At 49.6% G+C, this 22824-nt stretch carries 22 protein-coding genes and 1 pseudogene; 12 read left to right on the top strand and 11 right to left on the bottom strand.

From position 1 onward, the window contains the following. Positions 1-198 precede the first annotated feature (198 nt). Positions 199-1371 carry a serine hydrolase domain-containing protein gene (locus ACFOE0_RS10735; protein ID WP_248935857.1) on the bottom strand — a complete coding sequence of 391 codons (1173 nt, stop codon included), beginning with the start codon at positions 1369-1371 and terminating at the stop codon, positions 199-201. 357 nt (positions 1372-1728) lie between these two features. Here ACFOE0_RS10735 and ACFOE0_RS10730 point away from each other — a divergent pair, with 357 nt between their 5' ends. The 7 genes from ACFOE0_RS10730 to ACFOE0_RS10700 all read left to right on the top strand — a co-directional run bounded on the left by ACFOE0_RS10730 (position 1729) and on the right by ACFOE0_RS10700 (position 9768). Next, positions 1729-2913 (top strand): thiolase family protein, encoded by a 1185-nt coding sequence (locus tag ACFOE0_RS10730; RefSeq protein ID WP_248935856.1) that lies wholly within the window; start codon positions 1729-1731, stop codon positions 2911-2913. A 172-nt stretch (positions 2914-3085) separates the two neighbouring features. Then, entirely contained in the window at positions 3086-4579 is a 1494-nt protein-coding gene (locus tag ACFOE0_RS10725; RefSeq protein ID WP_248935855.1) for a CoA-acylating methylmalonate-semialdehyde dehydrogenase, read from the top strand. A 151-nt stretch (positions 4580-4730) separates the two neighbouring features. Further along, the gene (locus ACFOE0_RS10720; protein ID WP_248935854.1) at positions 4731-5888 is read left to right on the top strand and encodes an acyl-CoA dehydrogenase family protein; all 1158 of its coding nucleotides are present in this window, start codon (positions 4731-4733) and stop codon (positions 5886-5888) included. 159 nt (positions 5889-6047) lie between these two features. Then, on the top strand, positions 6048-6821 hold the full coding sequence (locus ACFOE0_RS10715) for an enoyl-CoA hydratase (RefSeq protein WP_248935853.1): 774 nt from the start codon (positions 6048-6050) through the stop codon (positions 6819-6821). Between the two features lie 10 nt (positions 6822-6831). Beyond that, entirely contained in the window at positions 6832-7956 is a 1125-nt protein-coding gene (locus tag ACFOE0_RS10710) for an enoyl-CoA hydratase/isomerase family protein (protein WP_248935852.1), read from the top strand. A gap of 90 nt (positions 7957-8046) precedes the next feature. Continuing rightward, positions 8047-8967 carry a 3-hydroxyisobutyrate dehydrogenase gene (mmsB, locus tag ACFOE0_RS10705; protein ID WP_248935851.1) on the top strand — a complete coding sequence of 307 codons (921 nt, stop codon included), beginning with the start codon at positions 8047-8049 and terminating at the stop codon, positions 8965-8967. 33 nt (positions 8968-9000) lie between these two features. Further along, positions 9001-9768, top strand: a complete 768-nt coding sequence (locus ACFOE0_RS10700) for an SDR family oxidoreductase (RefSeq protein WP_248935850.1) — start codon at positions 9001-9003, stop codon at positions 9766-9768. Positions 9769-9984: 216 nt separating this feature from the next. Here ACFOE0_RS10700 and ACFOE0_RS10695 read toward each other — a convergent pair whose 3' ends face one another. The 9 genes from ACFOE0_RS10695 to ACFOE0_RS10655 form a co-directional block, all read right to left on the bottom strand. Beyond that, a complete protein-coding gene (locus ACFOE0_RS10695) occupies positions 9985-10461 on the bottom strand; it encodes a DUF4265 domain-containing protein (RefSeq protein WP_248935849.1) in 477 nt (158 codons plus the stop codon). 69 nt (positions 10462-10530) lie between these two features. Beyond that, a complete protein-coding gene (locus tag ACFOE0_RS10690; protein WP_346347857.1) occupies positions 10531-11676 on the bottom strand; it encodes a serine hydrolase domain-containing protein in 1146 nt (381 codons plus the stop codon). Positions 11677-11688: 12 nt separating this feature from the next. Next, positions 11689-11901 (bottom strand): beta-lactamase family protein, encoded by a 213-nt coding sequence (locus ACFOE0_RS10685; protein WP_248935847.1) that lies wholly within the window; start codon positions 11899-11901, stop codon positions 11689-11691. A 133-nt stretch (positions 11902-12034) separates the two neighbouring features. Further along, the gene (locus ACFOE0_RS10680; RefSeq protein ID WP_248935846.1) at positions 12035-12691 is read right to left on the bottom strand and encodes a hypothetical protein; all 657 of its coding nucleotides are present in this window, start codon (positions 12689-12691) and stop codon (positions 12035-12037) included. Between the two features lie 115 nt (positions 12692-12806). Continuing rightward, positions 12807-13100: a hypothetical protein gene (locus tag ACFOE0_RS10675; RefSeq protein WP_248935845.1), complete on the bottom strand. Its 294-nt coding sequence runs from the start codon at positions 13098-13100 to the stop codon at positions 12807-12809. A gap of 93 nt (positions 13101-13193) precedes the next feature. Next, positions 13194-13667: a hypothetical protein gene (locus tag ACFOE0_RS10670; protein WP_248935844.1), complete on the bottom strand. Its 474-nt coding sequence runs from the start codon at positions 13665-13667 to the stop codon at positions 13194-13196. A 94-nt stretch (positions 13668-13761) separates the two neighbouring features. Continuing rightward, positions 13762-14094 (bottom strand): DUF5076 domain-containing protein, encoded by a 333-nt coding sequence (locus ACFOE0_RS10665; RefSeq protein ID WP_380711946.1) that lies wholly within the window; start codon positions 14092-14094, stop codon positions 13762-13764. Further along, entirely contained in the window at positions 14095-14451 is a 357-nt protein-coding gene (locus ACFOE0_RS10660; protein ID WP_248935843.1) for a hypothetical protein, read from the bottom strand. Between the two features lie 118 nt (positions 14452-14569). Further along, positions 14570-14938, bottom strand: coding sequence for a hypothetical protein (locus tag ACFOE0_RS10655; RefSeq protein ID WP_248935842.1), 369 nt, complete (start codon positions 14936-14938; stop codon positions 14570-14572). Between the two features lie 327 nt (positions 14939-15265). On the opposite strand from ACFOE0_RS10655, the pseudogene ACFOE0_RS10650 reads away from it, so the two are divergent. From ACFOE0_RS10650 to ACFOE0_RS10640, 3 genes and pseudogenes are all read left to right on the top strand, one after another. Beyond that, positions 15266-16064, top strand: a pseudogene (locus tag ACFOE0_RS10650) (phage integrase N-terminal SAM-like domain-containing protein). A 482-nt stretch (positions 16065-16546) separates the two neighbouring features. After that, positions 16547-17035, top strand: a complete 489-nt coding sequence (locus ACFOE0_RS10645) for a toxin-antitoxin system YwqK family antitoxin (protein ID WP_248935841.1) — start codon at positions 16547-16549, stop codon at positions 17033-17035. Between the two features lie 138 nt (positions 17036-17173). Then, entirely contained in the window at positions 17174-17368 is a 195-nt protein-coding gene (locus ACFOE0_RS10640; RefSeq protein ID WP_115137916.1) for a hypothetical protein, read from the top strand. 12 nt (positions 17369-17380) lie between these two features. Here the strand turns inward: ACFOE0_RS10640 and cueR are convergent, their stop codons facing one another. Next, positions 17381-17788, bottom strand: a complete 408-nt coding sequence (gene cueR / locus ACFOE0_RS10635; RefSeq protein ID WP_248935840.1) for a Cu(I)-responsive transcriptional regulator — start codon at positions 17786-17788, stop codon at positions 17381-17383. 147 nt (positions 17789-17935) lie between these two features. On the opposite strand from cueR, the gene ACFOE0_RS10630 reads away from it, so the two are divergent. Beyond that, entirely contained in the window at positions 17936-20686 is a 2751-nt protein-coding gene (locus ACFOE0_RS10630; RefSeq protein ID WP_248935839.1) for a heavy metal translocating P-type ATPase, read from the top strand. Between the two features lie 264 nt (positions 20687-20950). Beyond that, the gene (locus tag ACFOE0_RS10625; protein ID WP_248935973.1) at positions 20951-22819 is read left to right on the top strand and encodes a peptidase U32 family protein; all 1869 of its coding nucleotides are present in this window, start codon (positions 20951-20953) and stop codon (positions 22817-22819) included. Positions 22820-22824: the final 5 nt, after the last annotated feature.

The raw sequence follows: 22824 nt of genomic DNA, 5'->3' as shown, positions 1-22824 counted from the left end.
ACTTCTGGTTGGCACAATCAGCTTGTGATTATGTTGAAGGCTTACACTAACTGTTGGGCGACTCATTTGTCTGTTGGTCGTTCTTACTATTATGAGCTTGAAAATAATTGGAGGTGCTTTGGAGAGGCGAGCTGTAACAGAGACAGAAGGCTGTTCATAGAAAAAGCCGAACATTGAGGTTCGGCTTTAAAAATAAAACTAGTTGGAGTCCTGAATCACCATATCCCAGAATTTGGCGGAGAGTTTGTTGATCTCGTTGGCTTCGGCATTCATCAACATGGCAAAACCTATATCCAGAGTGGGGGCGTAGGCAACATCGGCCCGGAACCCTGATACCCAGCCTGAATGGTACACCAGAGGAATACCGTCAAACTGGTAGATACGCCAGCCATAGCCATAGTGAGCATCAAGCAGGTGTCCTCGCCAGTACAGGCGGCGCAGATCTTTTGCCGTTCTGACTCTGGGTTCCGTGACTTCTGTCAGCAACTCCTGCGACAACACGTCCGGTGCATAGCCCAGATTAGCGGTCAGCCATTTGGCCATATCTGAGATACTGGCATTCACTCCGGCCGCCGGTTCAACCTTGTAATAATCTGGTTCCACCTTCACTGTACGCCACACATAGCGGCGAATATCCCTGCCATTACTGTCCTTCTTGCCCGTTTTGCTGGCTTTAATCAGCACATGGGGCTTGGCGGTGTTGGGGTTGTCTTTGTATACGTCGATACCAACGGAGGCATTGGTCATGCCCAATGGCTGAAAAATCCGGCTTTCCAGCAGCCTGGCATAGGACAGGGGCTGAACCTGTTCAATGGCAGGTTGCACCATAGAGTAAGCGATATTCTGGTAGCCGTAGCAGTTGTCGGGCTCACAAATGGGTGTGACCCGGTCAAACTGGCTGATGATTTTCTCCATACTCCAGTTCTCATGGAGCAGATTGTCGTAGGCGTTGGGCATCAAACCCGCAGAGTGACTCAGCAGATTATGGAGTTGAATCTTGTCTGCCGCCCCGGGTTTGGCCAGCTCAAACTGAGGAACATATTTGGTGACAGGGTCGGTCAGACTCAGCTGACCCTCCTGGGCCATCATGGTGGTCAGGGTGGCGGCAAAGGGTTTGGAAACAGAAGCGAGGCGAAACACAGTATCTTTATCGACTTTCTTCTTTTTGCTGGTATCCAGATGACCAAAGGTTTCCAGTGCAATCACGTCTTCGCCCTTGACTATGGTGTAGGCGATACCGGGAATGCTCTTGTTGTTCAATTCACGCTTAACCAGGCTTGAGTACGCTTTGTTGAGTGACTGCAGATCTTCTGCGACAGCGGCCACAGGGGCAAGAAGACAGGAGGAAAGCGCAAAGAAGGCAAGACGCATGAAAATAAAATACCCGGATTTTAAAACCGCTGATGATGCCAAATTACAGCAAACTTTGAAAGTTATTGAACTCCAAGTATAAAAACAGGGTTTTCTGATGTAACCGGGATCTCATTTCTGCTGTGCTTAGTCCAAATTCAAACCGCTGAAGCCCCTGGGGCATTTCACCAAAGCAATCATTTATGCTGCTCAGGGTTTTGTAAATCCTGAGTGACATTTGTACTGTCGAATTTGCTGCTCATTAGACCAATTAACACTTGCTTTACGTTCGCGTAAACGTCACAGTGCTAATATTTGAACAACCAAGGGCTTTCTGCGCCTCACGCAGAGGGCCTGGTCAAACAGACTGGAGTGGTTATGAGCACTGAAACGGATATTGTCATTGTCGCAGCCAAGCGCACCCCCATGGGTGGTTTTCAGGGGAGTTTATCCTCTGTGCCTTCGCCTCAGCTGGCCGCAACTGCTATTAAAGGCATGATGCAGGACGCCGGTATAGCTGGTGAGCTGGTGGATGAAGTGCTGATGGGCTGTGTGCTGCCAGCAGGCCTCAAGCAGGCACCTGCACGTCAGGCGACACTGGGTGCTGATCTGCCTTTGTCTGTCGGTGCGACCACAGTCAATAAGGTGTGCGGTTCCGGCATGAAGACGGTAATGATGGCCCATGACCTGATTAAAGCCGGTAGTGCCAATCTGGTGATTGCCGGTGGTATGGAGAGCATGAGTCAGGCGCCATATCTGCTGGACAAAGCCCGTGGCGGCATGCGTATGGGCCATGGCAAGGTGCTGGATCATATGTTCCTCGACGGCCTGGAAGATGCCTACACCGGCGGTGCTATGGGCACCTTCGCGCAAAAGACAGCTGACGACTTTAACCTCACCCGTGAGCAGATGGATGCCTTTGCACTCTCCTCGCTGGAAAAAGCCAACGCAGCCATCGCCTCTGGCGCGTTTAACAATGAAATCGTGCCTGTGACCATCTCCTCCCGTAAGGGTGAGGTGACTGTGGCTATCGATGAGCAGCCGGGCAATGCCCGTCCTGACAAGATCCCGGCGCTGCGTCCGGCGTTTGCCAAAGATGGCACCATTACTGCTGCCAACTCTTCTTCTATCTCCGACGGTGCCGCCGTATTGATGGTCACCAGTCGCGCCAAAGCCAAAGAGCTGGGCCTGGATGTGCTGGCGGTGATCCGCGGTCAGACAACTCACTCTCAGGAGCCTGCGGCCTTTACCACAGCCCCTGTTGGTGCCATGAACAAGCTGTTTGCGAAAACAGGTTGGAGCAAGGATGAGGTGGATCTGTATGAGATCAACGAAGCCTTTGCCATGGTGACTATGCTGGCTATCTCTGAGCTGGGACTGGATGCGACCAAAGTGAATGTGCACGGTGGTGCCTGCGCTCTGGGTCACCCCATTGGCTGCTCCGGCACCCGTATTCTGGTTACTCTGATCCACGCCTTGCGTAATCAGGGGCTGAAGCGCGGCGTCGCCAGCCTGTGTATCGGCGGCGGCGAAGCCACGGCTATGGCCATTGAAATCGAGTAATCCCCTGGCTGTACACTTTCCTGTTCCCGGAACACGGGTGTGCAGCCATTTTCATCAAAGCGTTATAAAAAATTCAACACCGGTGAGCTGACAGACGTAACAATTAAAAACAGGCGTACAGAGTAATGACCTATTGCTCTGGGCTCAGCGGGATAATCAACAGGACTTGAAGATGACCACGCAAATCAAACATTACATCGACGGTGAATTCACGACAGGCTCTGGAGATCGCCTGATCACAGTGACCAACCCTGCCAATAACCTGCCCATTGCCGAAATCAAATGTGCCACTGACGACGAAGTCCTGGGCGCCATTGCCAGTGCCAAGTCTGCTTTCCAGACCTGGAAAGAGACGCCGGTTTCTGAGCGTGCCCGTGTGATGTTGCGTTATCAGCACCTGCTGAAAGAACACCATGATGAGCTGGCCACGATTCTGGCCAAAGAAACCGGTAAGACCTTTGAAGATGCCAAAGGCGATGTATGGCGTGGCATTGAAGTGGCTGAGCACGCCTGCAGCATCGCTTCTTTGTTGATGGGCGAAACCGTTGAGAACGTAGCCCGCAAAATTGACACCTACAGCTACACCCAACCTCTGGGTGTATGTGCCGGTATTACCCCCTTTAACTTCCCGGCAATGATCCCGCTGTGGATGTTCCCGCTGGCAATTGCCTGTGGTAACACCTTTGTACTTAAGCCTTCAGAGCAAGATCCCATGACGCCGCTGCGTCTGGCTGAACTGTTTGAACAGGCTGGCGCACCAAAAGGCGTACTGCAGCTGGTACATGGCGACAAGAGCGCCGTGGACATTCTGCTGACCCATGAAGATATCAAGGCGATCTCTTTCGTTGGTTCTGTGGGTGTTGGCCAGTATGTGTACAAGACTGGTACTGATCACCTTAAGCGAGTGCAGGCCTTTGCCGGTGCCAAGAACCACAGTGTGATTATGCCGGATGCCAACAAAGAGCAGGTGCTTAACAACCTGGTGGGCGCTTCTGTGGGCGCAGCCGGTCAGCGCTGTATGGCAATTTCTGTAGCGGTATTTGTTGGTGAAGCCAAAGAGTGGATCCCTGAGCTGAAAGAGCGCCTGGGCAAAGTCCGTCCGGGTCTATGGGATGACGCAGAGGCCGGTTATGGCCCGCTGATCAGCCCTCAGGCCAAAGAACGTGTGCTGAGCCTTATCGCCAAGGGTAAGGAAGAGGGCGCCGAGTGTCTGCTCGATGGCTCTGAGTTCACTCTGGAAGGTTATGAGTCCGGCAACTGGGTTGGCCCAACCATGTTCACCAAAGTGACCCCTGAAATGACCATCTACAAAGAAGAGATCTTTGGCCCGGTCCTTTGCTGTGTTGAGTCTGACTCGCTGGAAGATGCTATCGAGCTGGTGAATGCCAGCCCTTATGGTAACGGTACCTCTATCTTTACTGCCAGTGGCGCCGCTGCCCGCAAGTATCAGCACGAGATTGAAGTGGGCCAGGTGGGTATCAATGTGCCTATCCCTGTACCTCTGCCATTCTTCTCTTTCACAGGTTGGAAGGGCAGCTTTTATGGCGATCAGCACGCCTACGGCAAGCAAGCGGTGCGTTTCTTTACCGAAACCAAGACGATTACCGCCCGTTGGTTTGAGGACGATATCCCGTCCGGTCCCAACATGACCATTGCCCTCAAGTAATAGACAGTACAGATGCCGCCCCTGCGGCATCTGTTGGTTACAAGGACTGACTAGCTGGCCTTGTGACTCATACCAATAATGACAATAAGAACCCGGCCTCTTGATTGACGAGTGAGTCGGGTCAAAGAACACAAGTGACAGGAGTTGTCAGATGGATTTCAATCTCAACGAAGATCAACGTCAGTTTGCCGAGCTGGCCCGTCAGTTTGCAGCCGAAGAGCTGGCTCCCCACGCAGCGCGCTGGGATGAAGAACATCATTTCCCCAAGGACGTTATTCAAAAGGCCGGAGAGCTGGGTTTTTGCTCTCTGTACTCCCCGGAAAGCGAGGGTGGTATGGGCCTGAGTCGTCTTGATGCCGCCATTATTTTCGAAGAGCTGTCGATGGGTTGTACGGCGACCACTGCCATGCTGACCATTCACAATATGGCCACCTGGATGATCACCACCTGGGGCAGCGAAACCCTGCGTGGAGAGTGGAGCGAAGCCCTGACCACTGGTCAGAAGCTGGCATCTTACTGTTTGACTGAGCCGGGCTCAGGCAGTGACGCAGCCTCGTTACAGACCAAAGCGATTCGCGATGGCGATGAGTATGTGATCTCCGGCTCCAAGATGTTTATCTCAGGCGCAGGTGACACTGAAATGCTGGTGGTAATGTGCCGCACCGGTGGTGAAGGTCCCAGGGGGATCTCAGCCATTGCTGTGCCTGCCGATGCTGCCGGTATTGTTTATGGCAAAGCTGAAGACAAGATGGGCTGGAACGCCCAGCCAACCCGTTTGGTGACCTTTGAAGAGGTACGTGTGCCTGTGGCCAACCTGCTGGGTGAAGAAGGCCAGGGCTTTACCTTCGCCATGAAGGGCCTGGATGGCGGCCGTATCAATATCGCCACCTGCTCTGTAGGCACTGCCCAGGCTGCACTCGAGCGCGCCACTGAATATATGCAGGAGCGTAAGCAGTTTGGTAAGCCTCTGGCGGCATTCCAGGCACTGCAGTTCAAGCTGGCCGATATGGCGACCGAGCTGGTGGCAGCCCGCCAAATGGTACGTCTGGCTGCATTTAAGCTGGACTCGGGTGATCCTGAAGCGACCGCCTACTGCGCCATGGCCAAACGATTTGCCACAGATGTGGGTTTCCAGGTATGTGATGCTGCACTGCAGCTGCATGGTGGTTATGGTTATATCCGCGAATATCCGCTGGAGCGTCATTTCCGTGATGTGCGTGTACACCAGATTCTGGAAGGTACCAACGAGATTATGCGTCTGATCATCGCCCGCCGTCTGCTGGACGAGCATGTGGGGGAAATCAAGTAAGGCACTGACCCTATTCGCTCCCACTGACGCCCAGAGCCACAAACTAAGAGAGCCATAAGATATGTGCCACAAGCTAAGCGGCATAAGCATCAGGGGAGCTGTTGATTTACAGCGCAGCACTGCACAACAGCCAAGCCACGAATTCGAAGGAAAGGAATAATGACTCAACTGATTGAACGTATCGAAGGCAACACCGCCATTCTCACCATCAGTAACCCGCCGGCCAACACCTGGACACAGGAAGGCCTGTATAACCTGCGTGACAAAATTCTGGAGCTGGATGCCGATCCGGAAATCTACGCCCTGGTGCTGACAGGTGAGGGGGAGAAGTTCTTCTCTGCAGGTGCCGACCTTAAGTTGTTTGCCGATGGCGACAAAGGCAATGCTGCCACTATGGCCATGGCATTTGGTGAAGCATTCGAGACCCTGAGCGCGTTCCGTGGGGTGTCTATCGCCGCGATCAATGGCTATGCCATGGGCGGCGGTCTGGAAGTCGCCCTGGCCTGTGATATCCGTATCGCTGAGTCTCAATCTCAGATGGCATTGCCAGAGGCCACGGTTGGCCTGCTGCCTTGCGCCGGTGGTACTCAGAACCTGACAGCTCTGGTGGGCGAAGGTTGGGCCAAGCGTATGATTTTGTGTGGTGAGCGTATCAAGGCTGACAAAGCACACAGCATTGGCCTGGTGGAAGAAGTGGTTGAAACCGGCAAGGCACTGGAAATAGCTATTGAGCTGGCGGCCAAGGTCGCCAACCAGAGCCCATCCAGTGTAGCTGTGTGTAAGCAGCTGATCCAGGCGGGTCGCGCTATACCACGCACTCAGGCGCTGCCACTGGAGCGTGAACTCTTTATCGGCCTGTTCGATACTGAAGATCAGGCGGAAGGGGTGAATGCTTTCCTTGAAAAGCGTAAGCCAGAGTGGAAGAACGCATAAGGGGTTGAACATGGATAAAGTAGTATTTCAAACCCTGGGCTGTGAAGGCGGCAAGCAGATAGGTATTGCCACATTGAACGTTGAGAAAGCGCTGAATGCGCTGGATCTGGATATGGTACGTCTGCTTAAGGCGCAGCTGGAAGCCTGGCGCGAGCAGGATGAAATTGTCTGTGTAGTGCTTGATGGTGCCGGTGAGAAGGCCTTCTGTGCCGGTGGCGATGTGCGGGCGATTACCGAAGCATCCCGCGCTAACCCGGGTGAGATAGCGCCTGAAGCCCAAACCTTTTTTACCGAGGAATACCAGCTGGATTACCTCATTCATACTCTGGGTAAGCCAGTGATGGTGTGGGGTGACGGTATTGTCATGGGCGGTGGCCTGGGACTTATGGCCGGTGCCAGCCACAGAGTGGTTACCCAGACCTCCCGAATTGCCATGCCTGAGGTCACCATAGGCCTGTATCCGGATGTGGGTGGCAGTTTCTTTCTCAATCGTATGCCGGGTAGAACCGGGCTGTTCCTGGGGCTGACCGGTTACAACATGAATGGCGCTGATGCCCTGTATGTGGATCTGGCCAACTTTGCCATCGACAGAGACAACAAAGAATCTTTGTGGGACGCATTGGCTGAAGTTCACTGGCAGGATGATGCCAATACCAACCATGATCTGCTGAGTCAGGCACTCAATGGTTTCAGCGATGACAATATTGCCGACAACAGCCGTCTTAAGGCGCATCAGGCGCGTATTGATGAGCTGATGGCTGGCTCTCTGGCTGACATTCACTCCTGTCTGTCGGCGCTGGATGATGACCATTTGCAAGAGCGCGGCGAGGCATGGCTTGGGCGCGCAAGAGATACATTCCTGGCCGGCAGTCCGCTGAGTTGGAATCTGATTGAAGCTCAGATGCAACTGGGTACCGAGATGGAGCTGGCGGACTGTTTCCGCATGGAGCTGGGCTGGAGCGTTAACTGTTGTGCTCACGGAGATTTCTGTGAAGGCGTGCGTGCTTTGCTGCTGGATAAAGACAGAAACCCTCAGTGGCAGTTTGCATCTCTGGAAGCGGTGACTCAGGAGGCGATGGATAAGCTGATGACTTCCCCCTGGGATGAGGCGTCCCATCCACTGAATACGCTCTGAATATCCTCTGACCAGAGGAGATAATTTGCCTTTGGCGCGAACATCACGAGTTTGCGCCAATCACATGGAAGATAAATAAGGAGAGCCCAAATGGCGACAGTAGCATTTATTGGTTTGGGTAATATGGGTGGGCCTATGGCGGCCAACCTGGTTAAAGCCGGTATGACAGTCACAGGTTTTGACCTTAACCCTGCTGCATTAAAGGCCCTGACCGATATCGGTGGTCTGAGTGCCAACACTGCCTGTGGCGCGGCCGCGGCGGCAGACATTGTCATTACCATGTTGCCTGCAGGCAAGCATGTACGCAGTCTCTATATTGGCAATAACAGTGGCAATAATGACCAAAAAGGTATTCTGGATGTCGTGGGTAAAGATACCCTGCTGATAGATTGCTCTACCATAGATGCGGACAGCGCCCGCACAGTGGCGGCAGCAGCTGCAGACAAAGGGCTTGAGTTTATCGACGCGCCGGTATCCGGTGGCACAGCCGGTGCGGCCGCCGGTACCCTGACATTTATCTGCGGCGGCAGCGACAAAGCCTTTGAGCAGGCCAAAACTGTGCTGGATGTCATGGGCGCCAATATCTTCCATGCCGGAGGCGCAGGTGCAGGGCAGATTGCCAAGATCTGCAACAATATGCTGTTGTCTGTACTCATGCTTGGTACCAGTGAAGCTCTGTCGATGGGAATCGATAATGGCTTGGATCCCAAGGTGTTGTCCGACATCATGAAGGTCAGCAGTGGTGGCAATTGGACGCTGGATAAATATAATCCCTGCCCAGGGGTGATGGACGCTGTACCATCATCTAAAGGTTATCAGGGTGGCTTTATGGTGGATCTTATGGTGAAAGATCTCGGGTTGGCGATGGATGCGGCACTTTCCAGTCAATCCAGCACACCTATGGGGGCACTGGCCCGCAGCCTGTATGTCAGCCACGCCAAGGGCGGCCATGGCAAGCGGGATTTCTCCAGTATTTTTGAACAGTTTGCAGTGCCTGCCAACGACGAGTAAGCCGAATTACGTACAAGAATTGAGGATAAGTGGATGGATTTAAAAGATAAGGTGGTCGTCATTACGGGTGGCGCAGGTGGTTTGGGTCTGGCCATGGCTCAGGAATTTGCGGCGGCCGGTGCCCGTCTGGCACTTATCGATGTCGATCAGGACAAACTGGAGCGTGCCTGTGCCGATATGGGCGGCAGCTTCCCTCAGACTGAAGTTCAGGGCTATGCACTGGATATCACAGACGAGGAAGATGTGGTTGCCGGTTTCCAGTACATTCTGGAAGACCTGGGCCAGGTCAACGTGCTGGTTAACAACGCGGGTATCCTGCGTGATGGCATGCTGCTGAAGGCCAAAGAAGGTCAGGTCACTGACCGTATGTCTCTGGCTCAGTTCCAGTCTGTTATCAATGTGAACCTGACCGGCAGCTTCCTGTGTGGTCGTGAAGCGGCAGCCGCCATGATTACCTCAAAGCAGCAGGGCATCATTATCAATATCTCCAGCCTGGCCCGCGCCGGTAATATGGGACAGAGCAACTATGCAGCCTCCAAGGCCGGTGTAGCAGCCATGTCGGTAGGCTGGGCCAAAGAGCTGGCTCGTCATGGTATTCGCAGCGTCGCAGTTGCCCCGGGCGTGATTGAAACCGAAATGACAGCAGCCATGAAGCCGGAAGCGTTGGAGCGTCTGGAAAAAATGGTACCTGTTGGTCGTTTGGGTAAGCCGGAAGAAGTGGCTAAGACTGTGATGTTTGCGGTTGAGAATGATTACATCAATGGACGAGTGCTAGAAGTTGATGGTGGCATCCGCCTTTAATGGGTGGCGTTATGGGGGGAGCAGGGCGCCTTTTCTTCCCCAACGGCATTGCCGCTTCTCGTGTAGGTGAACTACACGTCGGCACGGCGGCTTTGTTGGAAAAGAAAATCCACTCCTGCCATTGGCTGTGAGTCAGCAGAACCTATGTCAGAAAAAGAAATGCCCGGACACTCCGGGCATTTTTGTGTTTGCTGTTTCACTGGGGGGACGTACTTGTCAGGCATCGTCATCCGGCTCTGCATCGAAGGAACCTGGAATTTGCTCGTCGCATGTTTCATAAGCAAAAATATCTTCCGCATCCCAGATATCAAACTGTTTGATTACATCTAAATAGCATGCAGACTTACGAACATTGACCGTTAAGTATGTTTCATCCCATCTTTCCAATGAACAATCCAAATCGCGAATTTTTTCGATATAAAAATCTTGTTTGTTTCTATCAATTGATTTGTCAAAGATTATTCTGAGAGTGCGGTTACCGCTTCTTGCTATGACATTTTCAACTTCCAAAATGCCGTTATCGTCTTCAAAAGCTTGTACTTCATCCTTGAAATTTAACGAGTACGTAAAGAAAGGGACATTTTCAAGCCGATAGATATTATTTCCTAGGGGCTCTGCCCACATAGACTCGCCCCCAACCATCCAGTGATTGGGTAAAGATACGTGAACTTTAACTAATCCGTTGTTGCTCATTTAGAGGCCTAACGCCCAAAGCCGCTGCGCGGTGCGCGTCGACTGACTTTGCTTGTTAAATTGCATGGTTTATTGATATTCCGCTTCATAATTGCTCGCATTAAACTGACTGTCGTAATGTGGATTTAATGCTTTTGCCTTTGCGAAGGCAGCTTTCGCGTCATCAAAGCGACCGGCACTAAAGTATCCATATGCTAAACCATCATATACTGCAGCATGTTCTGGAAATCTATTAGTCAGGTATTTGAAAAAGTATATGGAATCCTCAGCTTTACCCGCTGCAATGAGTTCTCTAGCCAGATCTGTGATAGTCTTACCAATAAATGTTTGATAACCTGCATTTTTATAAACAGCTTCAAATTGCATACCAAACAATTTACCTCCCAGCTCCTGAAATTGCTGATAAGCAAATAACGTTGCTGGCGACTGTACTTTGGTGATTTGCCCTGATAGTGCCAAACTTCTTAATCTTGAAGAAAGCTCTTCAGCAACCAACCGATCTGTATTTGCTAATACAAAAATCCAAACATCATTGGTAAAATCAATCTCAACCGCGGTACTTACACCAAGCCCACCACCAAATGCCAACCACTGCCCTTGATCTTTCTGCAGCATTCTGAAAATTTGCAAGCTACTGTCAGATAGCAATTTTTTTTGATTGAATAATTGTTGGTAGACGGCGTAAAGCTCATATACTGTCAGCTCTCCTCCACCATCAGGTGTTTTATGCTCAAGCATGCTCGGATCTACCAGCTGCCGCTTCCCTGCATAATTGAAATGATAAGGCAATGCCACGAAATCATGACCTGATTGCTTGGTTTCAAGCGACCCTCGAGAGGGGTGCAACACACTTTTTTCTAGCAACGTCCAATAATCCTGCTTAGTTACTTTCTCGAGAACCGCCCCAAGTACTATGTAGCCGTAGTTTGAGTATTTTCGGTCTGTTCCTGGCTCAAATAACAGAGGCCGTGGGCGCAAAATTTCCATTTTTTCGGAGATGTTAGTGTATCTACTTGGGTTGCTTCGGTATTCAGCAGTGAAGATGTCAGCAAAGCCAGAGCGATGCTCCAACAACTGTCTTATCGTGATATTCATTGCTCTTGGGTCTGTAAATTCCAAGGAAAACTTGTCAAGCGTATCTTCTGGATTCAGCAGTCCTTTGTCATATGCTTGCAGCACCAACATTGCTGTAAGATCTTTCTGAATCGAACCTATATCAAAGCGTGTTCACAAAGTTACTTCCTGCAACTCAACATCATCCGCATATCCGTGAGCTTCTGTGAATATTGGCTTGCCATTTTTTAGAACTAATACAGCACCCGAAAAACTATAGTGCTGTTTGTATTGCACGATAAGATCAGCAAAGCCTGTCTCAGTTTCGGCTTTTGCAGTTGCAAAGAGCGTACTCAATAAAAGAAAACACATTAAAAAGTTTTTCATTACTATCCTTGTACTGAGAGGGTTGGTGAAGTAATTTAACGCCGCGGTAAGCTGTGATTATGTAGTTTGCTGTGGCAGCGTAGCGACCGCCACATAAGCAAGCGACGGAGTAGCCGTCAGTCACTTGTTACACCTATTCACTAAGCTGAACTCGGTAGTCAATAAACAGAGTTACCTGCTTATCGTTTTTTTGCCTTACGATTACAGGGTTCTCAAGACCTGATATAGACACCTTATAGCCTGATCCTAAGGCTTCCTTTGTTGTGCTAATCTCTGATTTTATTTTTTCAAGCAAAGGGGCCCGATACTCACTAGGCGAGCTTATGGCCAGTGAAGTATTACCCAGTCTTAAGCTAGTATCCTCAGGCCTTTTGATACGACCTATGAAGGCGTAAATATCTTGAGTGGCCGAGTAGACATCTTTTCCTTTGCCTAACTTAGAAAGTATATAAAAGCTAGAGCCAGCACTCCCGCCATAGGACTTAGATATAGAGAAAGATGATTTTTCTTGAGGTGAAAGCGAAATAACACCTTGTTGAAAATCTATGCCTTCAGATTTTAATGCAGCTGATTTTATAGAACTCTGCAGACTTTTAATGAGTTTTGCTCTTTCAGCGGGATACTTCGCATCGCTTGATAGGGTCACAGACATAGCGACATATTCGGCTTCAATATCAATGGAGCTATTTACTGGAACATCACCAGTACCGTATGCAATAACAATGGCTGAAAAACTAGCATATGCATTGAATGCAAATAGTGATAATACTAAAGTGGCTATTTTAAACATCGTAATTCCTTTTGAGGTGTATCGCCACAAATAAACGGCAAAAATTAGTTGGCTAAAATTTGTGAGGCACGAACAAAGCCAACTGGTTTTTGTCCGCACTTTTTAATTTGCCTTGTTATGTTGCAGGCAACTCCAATATACCTTTAGTACCAATATATAAAACAAATAGAGCAAATATTAGACCTGCCAGCCTTAATATTTTGGGAGCATCTTTTTTAATAGTTAGTTGACTAGCGATACCGAAATCAAAGTTAAAATACCACAAAAAAACTTTATCTAAGCTCCATAATATTAAAAACACATATCCGCTTAGCAACGCATACTGAGCATCGGATAGGTGAAGTACTAGCGTTACAGCCAAACTAACTAAGACGGCAGTAAAGCTTACTTTCTTAAACTTTTCGATCATACCCCTATGCAACATAACGCCCGCAACACAGGGAAATTTGGAGCACAGCGTAAAATTGATCCACGTGATTGCGCTTGTTATGTGTAGACATCACTACACTTCTCCCAAACACAAGTAAGATTTTTTTCTACCACCCATTTCACAAGCTGAAGAAAACATATATTCAACCCCACCTTTTGTGAATATAAACAAAAGTTGATCACTTGATGATGCCGCTACCTGTTTACCAATAAAACCTTCTAATATGTTTAGAATATCCCACTCTATTCGTACATCGTTCTCAAATTGAAAAAGTATATTCGATTGTTCCGATAATGACGTCGTCACATCTGGTATCTCTGATACTTGCCATTCAATCGCATCAAGTCCTACTTTTACATTCAAGAACAGTTCGTTTTTGAATTGCAACGATAGCGCTTCTCCATTGAATTCAAAGGAAATCAGCACCTCTCCATTTATTTTTTCGAGGATTTTCTCTTTGACGCTATCAACGCTACTTACAGATTCTCCAAATGTCCTGTGAGATTTTAACTTGAATCCAAATTCAGCTGGTATGACCTTTTTCAATTTACTACCTACTACTCAGAGACACATAACACTTTAAACAGCGGAAAACGCGAGCGTAGCGAGTCGTTTCCGCTGCTTTAACTTGTTATACGCACTATTCAACGTAATTACCTGTGATAGTGCCTGTTGGACATTTGGAATGCTTTATAAGAGAACGAGTAATTCGAGCAATAGTTTGCTCTTTGTCCCAGCCGTGACTTTGGTGCATTCCATTTGCAATATGTTGAACTGTATCTGCAAGAAGTTCTCCCCATGCATCTCTTTCATCAATATCGCAGTCCTCTGCGTCTTCCCACATTCCGAGGTGAAGTGAAACATTCAGGCTGTCATGTGCTAGCCATATTCTGATCATTTCTCTAGCTGCATCATCTCCAGCAGTTCCAGTAGGTATAGGTCTGGTGCATCGTCTTGTTAGGTGCTGAGCCAATTAGGACGCACCATATTTTTTTAGCTCCTCAACCAAATTACGAAAAGACGAACTAACTTTAGCCTTTCCTATATCGGTAAGCTCAGATTCATTTGACTCGGCAAAATCAAATACTCTAGCGAAGAGCTTTGATAAGAATATATAGTCCGATTTCTTTTCAAAGTCCTCCTCATTCAGAAAAATGATCAATCCTCCAAAAAACATTTCTCTATAATCTGAAAAGAATTCAAGAACATGTGGATATTCTTCATATTCTTCGATCTCGGAAAATTCTTGGATGCACAAGTCGAGCAGGTATTCTGCCATCCCGTTTGTACAGTCATAATCCACACCTCTAAAAACAATACCTGAACTCATATATATGCGCACCTAACGCCGCGCACAGCGGCAGGCAAAGCTGGCGGTTTTTGTGTTGCAAGCACAAAAAATGACAGGTTTGACAGTCCGTTGCTGCGCCTTGTTAGGCCATTGCCGATTATTTGTAACGCCCAAACCTTACAATCTCTTGTGGTTGAAATTCCATGATCCACTTTAAATCGATATCATAGAGTTCAAACATTTCTTTTCCAAAGTGATTTTCTGGAGTTACTAAAAATTCCTGCCATACCACTCGCTTTGGCTCTTTCCACCCAGAATCAATCTTTAATCCTTGATTCTCAGGAGATATATTTTTACTTGCCAGCCAATTTTTAAGCTTCTCTTTATATTCTTCATTCTCAAGAGATGCCAGAACCCACTCACTCGTTTCGTCGCAACCTTTGTCCCAGGAAATATCCTGTGACTTATAACTCACAAGTTTTCGTATATCTCGTGTTCTTAAGTCAAGACTTCGAAGATTGCTCATACTTTCCTAAGGCCTAACATTTGTATAGTGTGCATGCTCGTTTTTCACATCAGACCAGTGCAAACCGTGCCATTGTTTTGGCTAATTATTCAACAGGTTAGCAATAGAAGTCCAGATCAAACTTTGAGCAAAAGCGTGCCGGCACATTATCTCCTTTTCATTGGCCTGTTATTTCTCAGGCCATTCATGTATCGATATGATTAGAAAAGATTTTTAAAACTCCCTTATGTGCAAACCGTGCAAACCTCTGTACACAAATTAATTGCAATCCATTAGAATCGAAATAACACTGTATGTTTATACAGTATTAAAGGCTTGTTGGAGCATATGATGACCAGTAGTCCATTCCTGAAAGCGGTTCGAGACAACATACGTCTAAGAGGATACAGTCTTCGGACTGAAAAGACTTACCTCTACTGGATTCGATTCTTCATTCTTTTTAATCAAAAACGCCATCCTGAAACAATGGGCGCGCAAGAGATCACTGCGTTTTTAACTTATCTTGCAGTTGAACGCCATGTGTCAGTGAATACGCAGAAAGTCGCGCTAAATGCGCTGGTGTTTCTATATCAGAAATTTCTGCATACTGAGCTTGGCGACTTGAGATTCGCTCTTGCACATAAGCAAAGACAAATACCAACCGTGCTGTCCATAGATGAAGTCGTCACCATCCTCAGCTATTTGAATGGTGCTACCTTAAGAATTATTCAGATGCTTTATGGCAGTGGTCTGAGAGTGACTGAGTGTCTGCGTTTGCGTGTGCAGGATATCGATCTAAAGCGTCTATCCATCACAGTGCGTGACGGTAAAGGAAATAAAGACAGGCAGACGCTATTAAGCCGTTCCTGTGTGACCTGGCTACCTGAGCAAGTTGCACACGCCATTGCGATTCAAAGCAATGATAATCATATTGGTGTTGGCCCTTCACTGCCTAATCGCAAAGCCAAAGTGAATAAAAAAGTTAATTGCCATACCTTCCGCCACGCATCGATTACAGGCGGGTTATGACATTCGCACCGTGCAGGAGTTGCTTGGGCATAATGATGTTAGAACGACGCAAATCTACACACATGTGTTAGGCCAGCATTACGCTGGTACCGTGAGTCCACTGGACAGGCTGAAATAGATGATAGCGTGGGTAAACAATAATAAGGCGTATGTTTTGGCATGGCTACCGCACGGCCAAAAGTGTTTCATCCTTTAGCTTGGTGATTGAAAATTCGTGTTCAAAAGTCACCACAATAAGCCATATTTGCAGCTCACTCCCAAGGTTGCAAGCTATCACATGGCATTTGGACTCTTGTCCGGCAGATTCCTCGCAGGCTCTGCCGAATCAAAGGCGAGTATCGGGCAGCGATGTGCTTACGAGCGCGAAGCATGGATGGTGAGTTAGCTGTTAAACAAGGATGTTGTTAGCAGCTCTTGATCCCCTCTTGCCCCGTGTGGGTGGAACCCACGACTTTTCATCGCCTGCAAGGCCGTACCTTTTACCATGCCGCACGCAACTTTGGGGCATTAAGTCATAAGATTGAGCCTTGCTTGAGCATGCGTCCCCAAGGCATAGTCGGTAGCTGCCTTTGTAAAGACATAAGCATTCAAGGAACCCTAATGTCACCCAAGTTGAAATGGACCATTAAAGGTCGGCTGGAGATTGTTTATACCGGCACCCTTAAGTCGATGGAGCGATATACCGGCTATGCCCGTTTGTTTCATGGCGACAATCTTTATGGCGAAGGGGAGTGTATCGACGGCGTGAAGGTTGGGCCCTGGAAGCACTACCATGCTGACGGACAGTTGATGCAGGAGTGCACCTACGGCAATAAGGGCAAGGAGGAAGGAGTTTGTCGCCATTATCATGCCAATGGTCAACTCTCCTCTGAGGAGTGGTTCTTGAGCGGAAAGCTGGATGGTGAATGCCGAACCTGGTATGAGGATGGCGCGATCAGCTCCCTTTGCCAACACGATAACGGAAAGCGCCTGGAGTCTCGCGAGTATTATCCCAATGGAGGGCTGCGCATGGTGATGCTGTTTGAGAATGACAAGTTCAAAAGTGAGGTGTGGTACCGTGAAGACGGCAGTCTGTGGCGACAAACTTAGGCTAACCCCTCTATCTGATTGAAGATTAGTTACGCAAAAAGGTTGAATTTCTGTCACAATTCCAATGATGACCGACACGTTTTCAAGGAGTAATCAGGTTTGTCGTTTGCGAATGGATTGGAAAAGTGGACCCGTAGAATGATGCTGTTTGTTGGCATTCTTGGGGTCGTTGTGATTTACGGGGGCTTTTTTTATCTCTTCTTCAACGGTCGTGACACCTCTGCCATCCCCTGGTTTTTCCTGCTGAGTCCCTGGATCTGTATCTTCTTCGGATTGTCTGAAGCTGAGCAGCGCCGCACCCTTGTTTGGTTTATTGCCAAGTTCAAACGTTGAAACTGACGGGCGTCAAACGGGTTCTATTTTCCCGCACTGACCTCCTAAACCTTTGATAATGGCGCAGTCTGACCCCTCATCGCCTTTACACTCGTCCACTAGAGTTTTCAGTTCTTGCTTCAGTGCTTTGAGTTTCTTAATTTTGGTTTCTACCTCCAGCAGATGCTGGCTGGCTAGCCTTTTTACTTCAGCTGAGGTTCTTGCCTCGTCGTTTCTCAGTGACAGCAGTGCCTGACAGTCTTCCAGTGTAAATCCCAGCTCCCGACAGTGATGTACAAAGGCCAGTGCCTCAATATCCTGCTCACGATAAACACGGTAGCCATTGTCACCGCGTTGGGCTTTAATCAGGCCGATGTCGTGATAATAGCGAATACTCTTGATGGTCATACCGGTACGTTTTGAGACTTCACCGATTTTCATCCTGACTCCAAATAAGTAAGGGTTTGTCACAGATTGGATTAAGTGCGATTTAAAGAGGCTTGACTCTCCAGTTAGGGGAGACTTTAACCTTGCTCCATCAATAGTTCAATGTCCCGGCAAAATGAATCAACCGGGGGAGTGATAGTCATGGATAAGTCCTCACTGGCGCCTGCCAATAACGCTGATTCTCAATTTCATATCAGCAATATGAATTGCGGTAGCTGTGTGCGCAAAATTACCGCTTTGTTCCCCACAGAATCTGAGTCTCTTGCTTTTGACCTGCCAGTCAAAACCCTGAGTTATTCGGGAGAGCAGAATGCTGAATCTGTATTGGCAACTTTGATTGATGCTGGCTATCAGGCAGAACTCGTCATGCCGGAAAAACAGCTGCCTGTTATTGAGCTGACTATTACCAATATGCGCTGTGGCGGCTGTGCCGGGCGTATTCGTGAGCTGTTTGAACCGCTTGATGGTGTCACCGCGCAGACGGATGTCGACACCAAGCGCCTGACTGTGACTGGTGATATTTCACAAGGCGAGGTTAAAGCCAGATTGGCGATTGGCGGCTATGACTTTGCCAAGGTGACTGACGCTGTCACTGAGCAAGTTGCAGTACAAACAGAGGCTGATACCGCTTTGGCTACTCAGGTTGATAAGGTGCAATCTCAAACAGCAATGGCTGATGCCATGACCTTCTATGTGCCGGATATGAGCTGCGCCTCCTGTGTCGCTAAAATTGAGAAGGCCTTTGATGTCGGCACTGCCGTGGTGAATCTGGCCGACAAACAGGTGCTGGTGGCGGCAGGTATCTCCAGTGAAAAGGCGATCGCTTTGATTGCCGGAGCGGGTTACCGGGCTGAGCTGGTGGTTGATGCCCGTAAGGCGGCAGAGCAGAAGCAGCTGAACGATAAAAAAGAGTACCGTACCCGCATTAAAGAAGCGGTTTTAGGCCTTGGCCTGGGTATTCCTTTAATGATCTGGGGCCTCGCCGGGGGTGAGATGATGATTAACTCCCCTGAGCTGCAAATTGGCTGGGGCATAGTCGGTATCATCACTGGTATTTTGCTGGTCACTACAGGTAAGCATTTCTATCAGGGTATGTGGCGCGCGCTGAAAGTGGGCAGCTCCAATATGGATACCCTGATTGTGCTGGGCACTACCACAGCCTGGCTGTACTCCATGCTGGTGGTGCTGTTTCCCCAGTGGTTCCCGGCCAGTACCCGTCATGTGTACTTTGAAGCCAGTGTGATGATTCTGGGCTTAATTAATCTTGGACATGCGCTTGAGCTGCGTGCCCGGGGGAAGACCAGTGAAGCAGTGCAAAAGCTGATAGGTATGCAGTCCACCACCGCCATTAAAGTGACTGAACAGGGCGATGAAGAGGTTGAGATTAGCTCTTTGGTGATCGGTGACAGACTGCGTTTGAAACCCGGTGCCAGAGTGGCACTGGACGGTATTGTGGAAAGCGGCAGTTCGCCGCTGGATGAATCCATGCTGACCGGTGAGCCTGTACCTGTGGTGAAACAGGCGGGTGATAATCTGAGTGCCGGTACAGTTAATGGCAATGGTGCCATCATCTATCAGGTGACGGCGCTGGCCAAAGACACCAAACTGGCGAAAATTATCGCTCTGGTGCAGCAGGCGCAAACCTCCAAAATGCCTATTGGCCGCCTGACCGACAAGATTGCCGCCTATTTCGTGCCCGCAGTGGTGTTGATTGCGCTGATCTCCAGTCTTATCTGGTATCAGGTTGGTCCGGCCCCTGCGCTGTCTCATGCGCTGGTGGTGTTGACCAGTGTACTGATCATCGCCTGTCCCTGTGCTCTGGGGTTGGCAACACCTATGTCGATCATGGTCTCAGTGGGCCGCGCTGCACAGATGGGCGTGCTGGTGAAAAATGGTGAAGCGCTGCAGACCGCCTCCAAAGTCGATACTGTGGTGTTGGATAAAACAGGCACAGTGACTCTGGGGAAACCGGATGTGACCGAAATTGAAGTGCTGACTCATGATGAAGAGCTGGACCAAAACCAACTTATACAGGCCATTGGTTCGCTGGAGCAGCACTCAGAGCACCCGCTGGCTTCGGCCATGGTTAACAAAGCAAAAGCCCTGAGTCTGGTGATGCAAGAGCCCGAGAGTTTTGATAACCATCAGGGCCGGGGTATTTCCGGTAAGTTAAATGGTGACAGCTGGGCCATAGGTAACGCCAAGCTGATGGCACAGCAGGGCGTCAGTGGGTTAAGTCAGGTCGATGAGCTGCTGGCAGAATGGGCAGCTCAGGGAAAAACCCCTGTTTATGTTGCCCGTAATGGCGCGCTGGTGGGGGTAATCGCTATCAGTGACCCAATTAAACCTGATGCGGCGCAGGCGATTGCCAGACTTAAAGCCAACGGTATCAAGGTGGTGATGCTGACAGGTGACAATGAGAAAACCGCAAAAGCCGTTGCTGCGCAGGTGGGTATCGAGGATGTTGTCGCCAATGTGCTGCCGGATGAAAAGCAGGCTGCAGTGCTGCGACTGAAAGCTGAAGGTCGTATTGTGGCTATGGTGGGCGACGGTATCAATGATGCGCCTGCACTGGTCAGCGCCGATGTGGGGATTGCCATGGGCAGTGGCACTGAAGTGGCCATTGAAAGCGCCGACTTCACCTTGTTGTCCCATCAGCTGACCACTTTGGGTGACGCGCTGGCATTGTCACGGGCTACCATGGGTAATATCAAGCAGAACCTGTTTGGTGCCTTTATCTATAACACCTTGGGGATCCCGGTTGCGGCTGGTGTGCTGTTTCCCCTGACAGGTATCTTGCTTAGCCCAGTCGTTGCCGGTGCAGCCATGGCCTTGTCTTCATTGACTGTGGTGACCAATGCCAACCGCCTGAAAGTGGTGAAGCTGAAATAACACCTGGTTACACCTAAGCTATTGAGCAAGCCGATCTCAGACAACACTCTGAGGTCGGCTTTTTATTTGCCATGTGTGACTCAATCATTGGCTAAGCCCATTGGGATTCAGGCAGGCAATTTTTATAGAGATTGGAATTTTTCAGATACGCTGGCTCTGTTATACTCTCGCCGATTTTTCAGATGTGAGCTGGCTCGCAAGGTGGACTGAGTGGATAAGCAAGTCGTAGAAATATTTAACCCGGCACAGGAAACAACTTCTGCTGTGCAGCATTCCGCGCCTGTAGCGCTGGCTGATAACAAGCTGGAGTTGCTGGCACCGGCAAAAAATGCCGACTTTGGTATAGAGGCGATCCGTCATGGCGCCGATGCTGTATACATTGGTGCGCCAGCCTTTGGTGCCCGTCATACCGCCGGTAACAGTGTTGCCGATATTGCCCGCCTGTGTGAGTTTGCCCACAAGTACCATGCTCAGGTGTTTGTCACCGTTAATACTATTCTGCTGGACAGTGAACTGGAGGATGCCAGAGCCCTGATTTGGGAGCTGTATGAAGCCGGCGCTGACGCCATTATTGTGCAGGATCTGGGACTGCTGGAGCTGGATTTACCTCCTATTGCCCTGCATGCCAGTACTCAAATGGATAACCGGGTACCTGAAAAGGTTGCCTTCCTGGAGCACGTGGGATTTTCTCAGGTGGTGTTGGCGCGTGAACTGACACTGGAGCAGATCCGTGACGTGGCGTCCCAAACCCAGACTCGCCTTGAGTTCTTTATTCATGGTGCGCTGTGCGTGGCATTCAGTGGTCAGTGCTACATTTCTGAAGCCTATACCGATCGCAGTGCCAACCGGGGTGAATGTTCGCAGCAGTGCCGTATGCCGGGCAATTTGAAAACCCGTAAGGGCGAAACCATTGCCACCAATGATCATATGTTGTCGCTGAAGGACAACAACCAGACAGATAACCTGGAAGCCCTCATCGACGCAGGTATCCGTTCTTTCAAGATTGAAGGCCGCCTGAAAGATCTGAGCTATGTGAAGAATGTGACGGCTCACTATCGCCAGAAACTGGACGAGATTATTGCCCGTCGCCCTGAGTTTGAAACCGCGTCTCACGGCCGCTGCAGTTACAGTTTCCAACCGGACCCAGACAAGAGCTTTAACCGTGGCAAGACAGACTATTTCCTGCATGACCGCAAGCCTGGTATCGCAGACTTCCGCACCCCTAAGTATCTGGGTATTGAAGTGGGTAAAGTCACCAGAATAGGTAAAGACCATATTGTGGTGGACTCACAGGTCGAGTTTCATAATGGCGATGGCCTGGGCTTCTTTGCCAGGAACTTTGAAACCGCTCGTTTGTCCGATGACAAGCTGACCGGCTTCAGGATCAACCGTGCTGATGGCAATACTCTTTATCTCAAGGTGATGCCGAAAGATTTGAGTGTGGGTACCACGCTTTATCGTAATCGTGACAAAGGCTTCGAAGATCTGCTCTCCAAAGAGTCTGCTGAGCGACTGATCCCGGTGGATTTCACCCTGACAGAAACCGCTGGCGGACTGGAGCTGACAGCCGCTGATCGCCATGGCAACAGTGCATCTGTCAGCAGCGATTTTGATAAGCAGGTAGCCAAGGATGTCGCCCGTAACTGTGAGGGGCTGCGAAAGAACCTGAGCAAGCTGGGTGGTACCGACTTTATGGCCGGTGAGTTGGATTACGCTGCTGCCGCTGAATTGTTTGCTCCAGCGTCTGTCATCAATCAACTGCGCCGGGATGCCCTTGAAGCACTGGATAAAGCCAGGGTGGAAGGTTACCAGCGACCTACGCCATGGGAACGTGACGATAATGTGCGCTACCCACAGCGCAGCCTGACCTATCTGGGCAACGTCTCCAACCAGAAGGCTAAAGACTTCTATACCCGTCATGGTGTGGTGTCTATCCGGGATGCCTATGAAGTGCGTCCGGTAAAGGGCGATGCCCCCTTGATGATCACCAAGCACTGTATCCGCTATAGCTACAATATGTGCCCCAAGGAAGTGCCGGGTTTGAAAGCCGAGCCGTTGGAGATGGAACTGGGTGGCAAGCAGTTCAAACTGGTGTTCGACTGCCATAAATGTGAAATGCTGGTGGTGGGTTAAGTCCC

The organism is Shewanella submarina (assembly GCF_042646185.1).
Lineage (GTDB): Bacteria > Pseudomonadota > Gammaproteobacteria > Enterobacterales > Shewanellaceae > Shewanella > Shewanella corallii.
The sequence above is the reverse complement of the archived record's forward strand: the minus strand, read 5'-3'. Positions and strand labels throughout refer to the sequence as shown.